Source organism: Acidovorax sp. JMULE5 (assembly GCF_013376875.1).
Classification (GTDB): Bacteria; Pseudomonadota; Gammaproteobacteria; order Burkholderiales; family Burkholderiaceae_C; genus Acidovorax; species Acidovorax facilis.
Genome location: NZ_CP035951.1, coordinates 1,323,028 through 1,335,477, shown reverse-complemented (window position 1 = coordinate 1,335,477; position 12,450 = coordinate 1,323,028). Strand labels below are relative to the sequence as shown.

Below are 12,450 nucleotides of genomic sequence, written 5' to 3'. Positions count from 1 at the left end.
GCGTGGCCCCACAAACTGGTTACTTGCCCAGCGTGGCAGGCACAACCGCGATGGTGGTGCGCCCCGCGTTCCACAAGGTGCTGCCATCAAACGATCCGACTCCCCCCTTCAGAATCAATTGCTGGCCGCTTTGCCGGAGGTGGAGTTGCAGCGCTGGCTGCCGCAGCTGGAGACGGTGGAACTGGCGTTGGGGCAGGTGCTGTACGAATCCGGCGCAACCATGCCGTATGTGTATTTCCCCACCGACGCCATCGTGTCTCTGCTGTACGTGCTGGAGGACGGAGCTTCGGCAGAGATTGCAGTGGTGGGCTTTGAGGGCCTGGTGGGCATCTCCATCTTCATGGGCGGCGGCTCTACCCCGAGCCGTGCTGTGGTGCAAAGCGCGGGTTCGGGTTACCGCATGCGCGCCGACGCCATGAAACTGGAGTTTGCCCGCTCCGGGCCGGTCATGCACCTGCTGCTGCGCTACACGCAGGCACTCATTACCCAGATGGCGCAGACCGCCGTGTGCAACCGCCACCATTCGCTGGACCAGCAGCTGTGCCGCTGGCTGCTGCTGAGCCTGGACCGCCTGCAATGCAACCAGCTGGTGATGACGCAGGAGCTGATCGCCAACATGCTGGGCGTGCGGCGCGAAGGCGTGACGGAGGCGGCCCTCAAGCTGCAGCGTGCGGGGCTCATCAGTTATGCCCGGGGGCGCATCAATGTGCTGGATCGCCCAGGGCTGGAAGGGCGCACCTGTGAGTGCTACGAGGTTGTCAAGAAAGAGTACGACCGCTTGCTGCCCAAGGGCGTTGCCAAATAAGAGCGGCTCACAAAACTCCCCTGGTGTTGTTGTTCCGTCTTGTCGTATCGCTTGTACTGCCTGCGACGGAACGCCTAGCCAGGGCCGCTGCGCTGAGTTCTGCGAGCAGCTCTAAGCCGGTTCGAAAAGCAAGGGCAGTCCGGCAAGGCGCGCTGTGTACGCTGGCAGACAGTCACGGTACATGGGGCCGCCCACACTGGGCAAAGATCTGCGCTGGGCACGCCCCGCGCGGTTGCCATGATGTTGCTTCTTTGAGTGGCGCTGGCCGACCCGTGAGACACCCTGATGCACCACCCCGAAAACGCCCTTCTTCACAAATTGCCCCCTGCAGTACGCCAGCGGTTGCTAGACCATTGCGAGCCGTTCGAGCTGGTGCTTTCCGCAGAGCTGAGCGTGCGGGGCAAGCCGCTGCAGCATGCCCACTTTCCCATCGAAGGTTTCCTGTCCCTGGTGATCGATGTGGACAGCCACCCCCCACTCGAAGTCGGCATGGTGGGGGCAGAGGCGATGCTGGGGTCTGAGCTGATTCTGGGGCTGGCGGCCACACCTTGGCGGGCGCTGGTGCAGGGGGCCGGGTCCAGCTGGCGCATCGGCGCCCAGCAACTGCGCACGCAGATCGACGCGATTCCCGAACTGGAGGCCTTGCTACAGGCCTGCCTGCTGGCGCGCCTGCACCAGCAGACGCTGGCGGCGGCATGCCAGCGCTACCACCAGATCGCGCCGCGCCTGGCGCGCTGGCTGTTGATGATGCAGGACCGGTCGCATTCGGCGAGTTTTCACGTCACCCAGGAATTCATGGCCCTGATGCTGGGTGTGCGCCGCGTGGGCGTGACCGAGGCGGCCAGCCATTTTCAGGACAGTGGGTTGATCGTCTATCACCGTGGCGAACTCACGGTGCTCGACCGCAAGGCGCTGGAGGCCGAGGCCTGCAGCTGCTATGCCGCGGACAAGCAGATCTATCAGCGATTGATGAAGGCAAAAGCCTGAACATCTAGAAGACCTCAGGAGGCTCTAAGGGCGCCGTGCCGCACGGCTGTGCCACTTTTCCGGAGAAGGGCAGCGCCTACTGCTTGATCAACAGTTCCTCTTGAATGCTGCGAATGCCCAGCACGCTGTGGGCCAGGTGGACCCAGCCGCTCTGCTTGCGTTCATTGTCGGCAGGCAGCCCGGTTTCCAGAGCCAGGGGATGGCTCAATGCCATCCCAACGGGGGGCAGTGCTGGCGGCGCCCCATCCTGCCCGGCGGATTCAGGGTGTGAGACATTGCCCAAACTGCGCTGGTTGCGCAACGTGTCTGGGTCGGGAACGTAGCTCTTGCCAAGGGTCGGGTTGGGTGCCACGCCTGTAGAGAACATGAAGCTGTCCACCGAATTCACACCGGGCACGGTTTGCGCCACAAACACAGCAAGGTCGATCTGCGTCGGGTCTGCCGCCATGCCACTGAGCAGCACCACCCCCTGGTGCGATTCGACGCCGATGTTGAAGCTGTTTACCACCGGCGACAGGATGAGTGCGGCGCGGACGCGGGACGTCAGCACGCTGTCTTCCAGGTAGGCGGTGGGGGAGGGGGCGGCAAGTGTCCAGTCGGTGACAAGCTCGATGCGTTTGCAGCCTTGCAGCGACATCACCGCCAACGCCCCCAGAAGGGCACTGGAAAGCTTACGGGGTGTGGGATGTCGCATGCAAAAGTCCTTTGGAAAGGTTGTCACCATGGTGGTGGCCGTTGTTTGCACTGTCCCATGGCACGCTGCAGCCGTCTGTTCGTAACCGTACTCATGGGAATGTTTTACTTTGTGAGGAAGGCACCTGCGGGATCACGCGACTTCGCCGTAGAACGCGAATCCGCGCCGTTCGCGCTTGGCCGCATACATGGCTGCATCGGCACATGCCATCAGGTCTTTGGCCGCCGTGCCATGCTGGGGACACATCGCTACGCCAATGCTGGGGCACACCAGCAGTTGCAGGTCGGCGACCTTCATGGGGCGGGACACGGCGTCCAGCAACTTGGCGCACAGCTGGCGCAGCGGCGCAGCGTCGGCCACGCCTTGCAGCAGGCAGGCGAACTCGTCGCCCCCCAGGCGCACCACCAGGTCGCCGTGGCGCACTGCTGCACTCAGCCGTGCTGCGGTAATGCGCAGCACCTCGTCACCCACACCGTGTCCATGGGTGTCGTTCACGGCCTTGAAGTGGTCGAGGTCGATGTAGATCACCGTGGGCCCCACGTGTTCGGGGCGGCGCGTGGCCAGGGCATGGCCCAGTTGCTCCAGCAGGTGACGGCGGTTGGGCAGGGCCGTCAGCTCGTCGTGAAGCGCCTCGTGGCGTGCCTTGCACTCGCCGCTGCGCACGAAGGCGAGGTCGGCCTCCGCCTGAGCGAGCGCCTTGTGGGTGCCGCGGTAGGCGCGCTCCAACTCCTGTCGCTGGGCGGTCTCGCGCTGCAGCGCCTGGTGCATTTCCTCCAGAGCCGCGACACATTCGAGCAGATTCAAATCCGGCCCCGGCTTGGGGACTATGGCGGGTGCCTGGAAGGGGAGCTGCGACTCTCCCGGCAGTTCCCGCTTGAGAAGCCGCGCCCGCAGTGTCCCCAAGACCTGGGTCCAGTGCTGGATTTGCGCGGCACTGGGCCACGAGGTGGTGAGTGTCTTGCTGAACAGGAATTGTCGTTCGGGGATGCCCATGCGCTGGTCCTTTCTGTGCCGTTGTCTTGGCCGGAGGGGATATCTGGGCAGCGGCGGCGTGGGAACTGGCGCACTGCTACAGGAGCTTGGGGCGCAGTGTGGCCGGAGGAGGGGCATTGTTTCTGTCTGCCAGCGTACATAAATGGGACGCCGCCCTGGCGGCATGCGCGCTGAATGGCTTCTCGTGAGCCCCCGCAGGCGCCCCCCTTGCAGGGGTACCCCGATAATCGGGCATGAACCAACCTCCAAGCCACGGGATCGCGGCGCGCACTTCGAGCGCAGTTCGTGCCGTGGGGTTGGGAGCGTCGGCCGGGGGGCTGATCGCGTTGGAGCAGTTCCTGGCCCACGTCCCACCGTCGAGTGGTCTTGCCTACGTGGTTGTCCAGCATCTGGATCCTACGCAGAAGGCAATGCTTGCAGAGCTGCTGCAGCGCTGCACGGCGATGGAGGTGCTCGAAGCGACTGACACGATGCGCATGGAACCCGACGTGGTCTACGTCATACCCCCCAACAAGGAGCTGACAGTCGCGGGAGGGTTGCTACACCTTGCAGAGCCTGCTCAGCCTCGCGGCATGAGACTGCCCATTGATCTGCTTTTTGCGTCGCTGGCGCGCGACCAGGGGGAACAGGCCATTGGCGTGGTTCTTTCGGGGATGGGGTCCGACGGCACCTTGGGGTTGCAGGCGATCAAGTCGCAGGGCGGACTGACCCTTGCTCAGTTGCCTGCGTCTGCGCAGTTCGACTCCATGCCACAAAGTGCCATTGCCGCAGGGTGCATCGACATCATCGGTCTTGCGGCTGAATTGCCCGATCGCATCGGGCGCCACATCGACGAAAAGCACGGCACTGCCCCGCCGCCCGAAGACGACGCGGGCAACCACAGCGGGCAGGCGCTGGGCGCCATCCTGGGCCTGCTGAGAGATCGCTGCAAACACGACCTCTCCGACTACAAGCCCAGCACTTTGCGCCGACGCATCCAGCGGCGCCTGGGCGTACACGGCCTGACCACGACCGATGCGTATGAAAAATTCGTGCAGGAGAACCCGCAGGAGCTGGACCTGCTCTTCAAGGAAATGCTCATTGGCGTGACCAGTTTCTTCCGTGATCCCTCGGTCTGGCGAGAGCTCAAGGACGTGGTGATGCCAGCCCTGCTGGCGCGCTGCGCGGCGGGCGCCCGTCTGCGGGCCTGGGTGGTGGGATGCTCCACGGGCGAAGAGGCTTACTCCCTGGCCATGGTCTTCAGGGAGGTGGTGAAGGAGCACCCCGGCGCTGAGCGTTGTTCACTGCAAATTTTCGCCAGCGACCTGAGCGCGGACGCCATCGCTGCGGCCCGCAAGGGGCTTTACCCGTTGAAGATCGTGGACGACGTGGAGCCGGCCAGGTTGGCCAGATTCTTCACACGCCAGGACGGCGGATTCCTGATCAGCAAGGAGATTCGGGAAATGGTGCTGTTTGCGCAGCACGATGTGATTCTCGACCCACCTTTCACCAAGCTCGACTTGCTCTCGTGCCGCAACTTGATGATCTATTTCAATGCCGCACTGCAAAGTCGGCTGATGCCACTCTTTAGCTACAGCTTGCGCCCTGGCGGCGCGTTGTTGCTCGGAGGTTCGGAGACCATTGGCACCTGGCAAGCGCTTTTTACGCCGATGAGCCAGAAATCCCGGCTCTATTGGCGCACTGAAAATTCAATCAACGCTGGCTCGGCGTACTTTCCGATCAGCCTTCGCCGGGCGACCAACCGGCTTCCCCAGGAGTTCAAGGTGTCCCCTTCGGCTGTTGTGCTTCCCTCCAGTTTGCAGACCCACGCCGAGCAAGCGCTGCTTCAAGAATTCTCTCCCGCAGCCGTGTTGGTCACCGACCAAGGCGATGTCGTGTATATCAACGGCAGCGTGGGCAAATACCTGGAGCCAGCGTCCGGCAAGGCCAACTGGAACATCCATGTGATGGCCCGTCCTGCCATCAGGGCGCAAATTGCAGCGGCGCTGCGACAAGCCGTTCATGACAAAGGCCGCGTGGAGGTGCGCGGGCTGCGCCTGAGCGAAGAGCCCACGCAGCCTTCTGTGGATGTGATCGTCAAGCTGCTGCAGGAGCCCCATTCCTTGGCTGGCTTGGCAATGATCGTTTTTCGCGATGTGGCTGCACCGGTCTTGGCCAAGCGCAGACGCCGGGCCTCTGCAGGTGCCGCTGATCCGCAGATGGTCGAAGAGCTGCAGCGCTGCAAAGACGAAATTCACGCCCTGCGCCAAGAGATGAGGGCTTCGGCAGAAGAGTTGCAGGCGGCCAACGAAGAGTTGCAGTCCACCAACGAGGAACTGCAGTCTGCCAACGAAGAACTGACCACTTCCAAAGAAGAGTCGCAGTCGATGAACGAAGAGCTTCAGACGCTGAACCAGGAGCTGCAAACCAAACTGGACGATCTGGCGCTGGCCCAGAGCGACATGCAAAACCTGCTCAACAGCACAGACATCGCCACCCTGTTTCTGGACAGTGCCTTGAACGTGCGCCGTTATACCGAGCAGATCACACGCATCATCCACCTGCGAGAAGGGGATATCGGCCGACCGTTGACCGACCTGGCCAGCACGCTGAACTACCCTGCGCTCAATGACGACGCCAGGCAAACCCTGAAGACGCTGACATTGACGGAAAAAGAAATCACGACGACCGATGGTTTCTGGTTTTTGGTGCGTATCAAGCCCTACAGAACGCTCGCCGACGTAATCCAGGGCGTGGTCATCACCCTCATCGACATCACCACGGCGAAAGAGCTCGAATCTCGCCTTCGCAAGGGGTAGAGTCAGAGCGACTGCGGATCGCACACTCTTTTCAGGAGCATTCATGTCACACCTCGCAGAATCTTCGTCCTATCTGTCGAGCTTGCGCGAGCGAGCGACGGGGCAGTTAACGGGTGGCGTCCGAAGCGACCTTGCACGCACCAGCACATCAGAGGCCATGGCGGTTCTGTACAAGCTCGCGTCATCGCCGTCCACTGCCGGTGACGCCCTGGCGCTGCTGCACGAGCTTCAGGTCCACCAGGTCGAGGTCGATATGCAGCACGAGGAACTTCGGCATTCACGGGCCGACCTGGAACACCACTTGGCGCGCCAAACGAACCTTGTCGAGCGCGCGCCCGCAGCGTTCCTGGTCATCGATGAGACCACTGTGGTGTGCGAAATCAACCGCGCTGGCGTCCGGCTGCTGGGTGCTGCCAGTCATGGTGTGCTGGGCCAGTCTTTCGCCAGTTTCCTGACTGCGGCCAGCAACGCACAGTTGCAGAGCATGCTCGCACAAGCGCGCGCGGGTGCCGCACCTCAGACGTGCGAGTTGCATTTTTTGCCACAGGGCGGCGTCTCTCGGACGCTCCTGTGCAGCGCCGACAAGGAAGTGTCTTCGGGTCGTTTCATCCTGGTGCTCCTGGCACCTGCGGCCTCTAGTTAGGGCGGTGCCTTCGGTGCAGCGCACCGCAGGGCGTTGAGGTTCAGTGCCACCGACCAGCCCTGCTCGTTCGCGCAGGTTTTGACTCGGCCACCGTGCGTGAAAGCCGCTCGACAGGCTCAGGGCAAACGGTATGCACAGTGAATGGTGTGAGCGGCGGACGGGATGTGACGAATTCTGGAAACCTCAAGAGCGAACAAGACGGAGGTCAGGGACCAGGGCGCTATCCCTTGGAGAGAAGCTGTCTTAAGCCGCCCTCAAGTCTGGCAATAGCCGAGCGTATTCGCCCTTCACGACGGCGTGGCACTCGCAACTGCGGTGCTCCAGGCCACGGCGGTCAAGCACCGTGATGTGGCCCGAGTGGTAGCGTATCAATCCCGCTGCCTGCAACTTCAGCGCTGCCTCGGTGACCCCGCTGCGCCGCACGCCGAGCATTTGCGCAATGAGTTCATGTGTCATCACCAGCTCATTGCCTCCCAGCCTATCCAGGCTTTCCAAAAGGCAACGGCAGATATGCTGATCAACGGAGTGATGTCGGTTGCAGACTGCGTTTTGGAGCATTTGGCACATCAGAGCCTGCGTGTACTTCAGCATCAGCTGCTTGACGGTTGCATGCTGCTCGAACTCTTCCTGGATCAGGCCGGCCGCGAGCCGAAAACCCTGACCGGCACTTCGAACGACGCTGCGGCTGGGAGTGGTCACGCCCCCCAGAAAGGACGAGATGCCCACGACTCCTTCACAGCCCACCATCGCAACCTCTGTAGAGCTGCCATCCTGGAGGACGTGAAGTATGGACACGATGGCGGTGGTCGGGAAGTAGACGTGGCTGGGCGTCCGCCCAGACTCACTGAGCACCTGGCCCAGTTGCAAATCAACAGGTTCGAGCAGATGGTGCCAGCGGCGCTGGTCTGAATCCGGTAGCGAGCTCACCAAGAGGTTTTCTGCGGGGTAGGCATCAAAGATCACGATTTTCCTTTCGGGTGATGCCTGGCGGCAAAGATCGACAACCGACCAGGAGAACGGTAATCCCACCCCAAAAGAAAACCTCGTGTTCCGAAACGTAAGAGTTGTCCCTTATCACACAAACAGCCGCTGTTTGTTTGATCTCTATCGGTTTCCGATCGATCTTGCCTTTGACGGATCGACGACTTTGCCTGCACCCGCGCAGGCAGCGCATCTGCGGCGCTCGGCAGAGTGCGCAACCGTACAGACGCAGAGGTGGCCGCGTTTTAAAAACATGCTGTTGGGGTGTCCATCTGGCGCAAGTGGCAAGTGCACCCCCAACGGACACGCATGGTGAGTGCGAAGAATTTTGATAGGAGCAATCCAATGACAATGACTGAACCCGACATGTCGAAGGCGATGACCTTGCGAAGCAGGTTTCAATCAGCCTTTCCATTGTTTTCAACGAAGTCCCTGACCGAACGGCAGGAAGCGCAGGGAGGGCTATCGAGGCCGTGGCCCCTTGTGGACGCCTCCCCGAGCCTGACGGAGACCAGTTTGCCGGTGCGACCTCCCCCCAACACGCCCGATCCTCAGCCCGCAGCCGCAGGCCTTGAAACGGAGGATTGGGATCTGTTGTTCAGGGCTGTGCTCGAAACTTTTGCGCGGACGGCATGCGGAAGGGCTCCGTCCGATGGCGCGGTCTCTCTGTTACAGGCCCCTGGCGATGTACTTGACGGGTGCCTGGATGCACTGGAGCAATTGCGTCGATCCGCACCCTTCGTTCAGCATCCGCTGATGCCCAAGGGAGGCGCATCGGGAACTTCTGGCGCGACTTGATGCGTCTCCGGTACACCTCGCCTCAAGGGCGCAACCATGTGGGCGGATGGTGCGGCGCGATGGCGCTGGCATGGGCGTTCTTTCCAGGTCTGCCGCATATTGATTGACCACGGGTGTGGACGCCCTGCGCTCAAAGATTGGAGCAGTTTATGCAAACCTCTCATCGTCAAACACTTCTGTGGAGCACGTCGGCATTCGGTTAAATGCCCAGCCCGACGCCCGCAGAACTGGCCGAATTGTCTACGCACGTGAAGGAGTGTCGGCGCGCGCGCGGGCGGCTTTTTTTACTCCGCAGCGAGGTCAAGGCCATGAACGAAATCATCGCGAATCGGTTTTGGACGACCATGGCTGCTATCGCGGTTTTGCTGTTACTCGCTTCGTTCGCGTGGGCTGCTTGAACCCGCCCCGCAGTGTGCTCGCCATGGTTCCGAGATCGTGTGATCGTGTCGGGGACACTGCAACCTTCTGGGTAGCCGCGTCGGTAGGCTGCGGCGCCCAGCCCATCGGCATTGCGGGTGTTGCGGGATTCACCCTTTGAAAGCAGATGAATGACAGCGTACCTATCGAAGCTATTGGTCTTGCGTGGGGTTGTTGTTGGCACTGTGTTCTGCATCGCAGTGGTTGCAAACCCTGCGATGGCCCAGGGTCGCGGCGAATTGCTCTATTCGACGCATTGCAGTGCCTGCCACACAGTGCAATTGCATTGGCGCGCCGGCAGGGCGGTCACGGACTGGCCTAGCTTGCGCGCCGAGGTGCGCAAGTGGCAGGGCGAAGCCAGGCTGGCGTGGGGCGAGGAAGACATCCTTGACGTTGCCCGCTACCTGAACGACAGCATCTATCACTTTGCCAAGCCTGGCGCAACGGCGTTGAAAATCTCCCCGACAGCGGGCTTCCCCCAGGGCTCTGACCCGAACGGCCTCCTTGTTCGCGTTACCGGCGACGCATTCTGAGTTTGGCGTTTTAACCCTTGCCTGCAACCTGGGGGAGGGGGCCGTGCAAGAGACAAGGTGCAGCAACTCCGCCAGAGGAGTTTTGCTAGCCGCACAAGGCACATGCACATGCACAGACAGAGCATGCAGTGCTACATTCATCAGAGCGCCCGGCCGCAGCCTGCACAGCAGGGCCGCCCCCCTTCGCTGTTCGATAGGAACCCCTTCCATGTCCCCAGAACGCCAACGGCTGATTCGCCTGCTGTTTGACGAATACATCGAGATGTATGCCGCACGGGACGGGAGGCTGGTCACCCGTTTCAGCGAAAACTTCAGCGGCTTTGCGGGCAGCAGCGACCAGCTGGTCAAGAGCCGTAGCGATTGGGTTGACGTCACCTTGCAGGACTTTGCCCAGGTGCCCGGCCGCATCGGCATTGACGTGGTGGACCTCTTCCCGCAGGAGCTGAGCGATGACGTGGTGGCCGTCACGGCGTTTTTCCACATCCGGCTGCCCATTCCTGACGCACTGTTTGCCCGGGAGACCGCGCGGCTGGTGTTGGTGTTTCGCCATGAGGAGGGCGACTGGAAGATTGCCCACAGCAGCATTTCCATCCCCTACGGCCTGGCGCGTGACGGCGAGGTGTACCCGGTAGGCCGCCTGCAGCAGCGCAACCTGGAGCTGGAGGCGCTGGTGGAAGAGCGCACCCAGGCCCTGGCGCAGGCCAACCAGCGGCTTCAACTGATCAGCAACACCGATGGGCTCACCGGCATTGCCAACCGCCGCCATTTTGACCAGACCCTGGCGCACGAATGGGCCCGCGCCCAGCGGGCGCAGACGCCGCTCTCGCTGATCATGCTGGATGTGGACGTGTTCAAGCATTTCAACGACCACTACGGCCACCTGGCGGGCGATGCCTGCCTGCAGGCGCTGGCCCTGACCCTGGCGCAAACCGGCGGGCGCCGCGAGGGTGATCTGGCGGCGCGTTTTGGTGGCGAGGAGTTTGTGGTGCTGCTGCCGGCGTCGGATGCGCAGGCTGCCATGGAAGTGGCCCGCCAGATCCAGCAGGCCATCCAGGCGCTGGCCTTGCCGCATGAGGGGGCACCCTTTGGCATCGTGACCGTCAGCTTTGGCGTGGCCAGCCTTGTGCCCCAGCGTGACCAGGCCCCCGAAGAACTGGTGCGCCGCGCCGACCGCGCCATGTACCGCGCCAAGCAGGCCGGGCGCAACCGCATCGAACTGGCTCCGGACTGAAGGGTGGGCGCAGTACCTGCCGTGCCCGGGTAGCGCTTTTGGTCATTCATTAAGGGTTTACCCGAGTTCATGCACCGAAATGGTGACAATGGGCGGCTATGCATTTTTCCCGCTTCCTCAAAATGGCCCTCATCCTGGGCCTGCTCTCGGCCATCGGCCCCTTTGCCATCGACATGTACCTGCCCGCGCTGCCCGACATTGGCGCCAGCCTGGGGGCGTCGGTGGGCGCTGTGCAGTGGAGCCTGACGGCGTTTTTCCTGGCGCTGGGGGCTGGTCAGCTGTTCTACGGCCCTATCTCCGACATGGTGGGGCGCAAGCCGCCGCTGTACTTTGGCTTGGGCCTGTTCACGGTGGCCAGCGTGGGGTGTGCGCTGGCCAGTGACATCGAAACCCTGGTGGCCCTGCGCTTTTTACAGGGTTTGGGCGCGGCGGCGGGCATGGCCATACCGCGTGCCGTGGTGCGCGACCTGCACACGGGCACCGATGCAGCGCGGCTGATGTCGCTGCTGATCCTGGTGTTCAGCGTGTCGCCCATCCTGGCGCCGCTGGCGGGCAGCGGGGTGATTGCGCTCACGGGCTGGCGCGGCGTCTTCTGGGTGGTGGCTGTGGCCGCCGTGGCGGGGCTGGCGCTGGTGTACGGCAGTTTGCAGGAGACGCGCCCCGCGTCCGACCGCGTGGAAAGCAGCCTGGGCGGCGCCCTGCGCGCCTACGCGCTGCTGCTGCGCGACTGGCACTACCTGGGCCTGGTGTTCATTGGCGGCTGTGCCATGGCCGGGTTTTTTGTGTACCTGGCGGGCTCGCCGTTTGTGCTCATCAACCACTACGGGCTGACGCCCACGCAGTACAGCCTGGCCTTTGGGGTTAACGCGGCGGCGTTCATCGGCGCCTCCCAGTTCACCGCCACGCTGGGTGAGCGCTTTGGCATGGTGCGGGTGGTGAAGGTCGCGGCCACGGCCTCGGGCGCGGTCATGGCGTCGTTGCTGCTTTACTACCTGCTGGGCGGCGATGACCTGGCCGTGCTGATCGGTTTGTACTTTGTGGCCAGCGCGCTCATGGGGCTGGTGATCCCCACCACCTCGGTGCTGGCGCTGGAGAAACACGGCGCCATCGCCGGCACGGCATCGGCCCTGCTGGGCACACTGCAGATGCTGACGGGCGCCTTGGCCATGGGCGTGGTCGGCCTGTTTGCCACCGGCAAGCCCTTGCCCATGGTGATTGGCATGGCCACCGGGGCGCTGGTGGGCGTGGCGCTGGCGTGGATCACGCTGGGCGGCAGGCGCGGGGCGATGGTGCATGCCTAGGAGCCTGTCGGACTTGGAAATCGTCGGCTGCAAATTGACCGCAGCGGTCCATTTTTCACCGTCTTTTTGCCCCATAGCCGGGCTATGGGGCTGCAAATCCGGCAAAAACTGTCCTCACTGGGGCCAATTTTCGCGGATCGACGCTCCAAGTCCGACAGGCTCCTGACCCGTGCCACAAGCGCCTGTAGAAAATTTGAACAAAAAGTGCCTCTAGCGCTTTATGGATAAGCGCTAGCAGCTATGAATATGTGAGTATTTCGCTTTCCAAA

General features: G+C 62.6%; 10 protein-coding genes. 7 read left to right on the top strand and 3 right to left on the bottom strand.

The genetic code is table 11. The features are described from left to right. Positions 1-130: 130 nt before the first annotated feature. Positions 131-805 (top strand): Crp/Fnr family transcriptional regulator, encoded by a 675-nt coding sequence (locus tag EXV95_RS06030; RefSeq protein WP_176888973.1) that lies wholly within the window; start codon positions 131-133, stop codon positions 803-805. A 285-nt stretch (positions 806-1,090) separates the two neighbouring features. Beyond that, positions 1,091-1,792, top strand: coding sequence for a Crp/Fnr family transcriptional regulator (locus EXV95_RS06025; protein ID WP_176886180.1), 702 nt, complete (start codon positions 1,091-1,093; stop codon positions 1,790-1,792). A gap of 76 nt (positions 1,793-1,868) precedes the next feature. Here the strand turns inward: EXV95_RS06025 and EXV95_RS06020 are convergent, their stop codons facing one another. Further along, positions 1,869-2,486, bottom strand: a complete 618-nt coding sequence (locus EXV95_RS06020) for a BON domain-containing protein (RefSeq protein ID WP_255484940.1) — start codon at positions 2,484-2,486, stop codon at positions 1,869-1,871. Positions 2,487-2,618: 132 nt separating this feature from the next. Beyond that, positions 2,619-3,479 carry a GGDEF domain-containing protein gene (locus tag EXV95_RS06015; protein WP_176886178.1) on the bottom strand — a complete coding sequence of 287 codons (861 nt, stop codon included), beginning with the start codon at positions 3,477-3,479 and terminating at the stop codon, positions 2,619-2,621. Between the two features lie 233 nt (positions 3,480-3,712). Between EXV95_RS06015 and EXV95_RS06010 the strand changes: the two genes are divergently transcribed. Further along, positions 3,713-6,277, top strand: a complete 2,565-nt coding sequence (locus EXV95_RS06010) for a chemotaxis protein CheB (protein WP_176886177.1) — start codon at positions 3,713-3,715, stop codon at positions 6,275-6,277. A 43-nt stretch (positions 6,278-6,320) separates the two neighbouring features. Then, a complete protein-coding gene (locus EXV95_RS06005) occupies positions 6,321-6,920 on the top strand; it encodes a PAS domain-containing protein (protein WP_176886176.1) in 600 nt (199 codons plus the stop codon). 243 nt (positions 6,921-7,163) lie between these two features. Here the strand turns inward: EXV95_RS06005 and EXV95_RS06000 are convergent, their stop codons facing one another. Further along, positions 7,164-7,883, bottom strand: coding sequence for a Crp/Fnr family transcriptional regulator (locus tag EXV95_RS06000; RefSeq protein WP_176886175.1), 720 nt, complete (start codon positions 7,881-7,883; stop codon positions 7,164-7,166). 1,364 nt (positions 7,884-9,247) lie between these two features. On the opposite strand from EXV95_RS06000, the gene EXV95_RS05995 reads away from it, so the two are divergent. The 3 genes from EXV95_RS05995 (at position 9,248) to EXV95_RS05985 (ending at position 12,181) form a co-directional block, all read left to right on the top strand. Further along, positions 9,248-9,649, top strand: a complete 402-nt coding sequence (locus EXV95_RS05995) for a cytochrome C (RefSeq protein WP_176886174.1) — start codon at positions 9,248-9,250, stop codon at positions 9,647-9,649. A 208-nt stretch (positions 9,650-9,857) separates the two neighbouring features. Beyond that, the gene (locus EXV95_RS05990) at positions 9,858-10,880 is read left to right on the top strand and encodes a diguanylate cyclase (RefSeq protein ID WP_176886173.1); all 1,023 of its coding nucleotides are present in this window, start codon (positions 9,858-9,860) and stop codon (positions 10,878-10,880) included. A 98-nt stretch (positions 10,881-10,978) separates the two neighbouring features. Further along, positions 10,979-12,181: a multidrug effflux MFS transporter gene (locus EXV95_RS05985; protein ID WP_176886172.1), complete on the top strand. Its 1,203-nt coding sequence runs from the start codon at positions 10,979-10,981 to the stop codon at positions 12,179-12,181. Positions 12,182-12,450 lie beyond the last annotated feature (269 nt).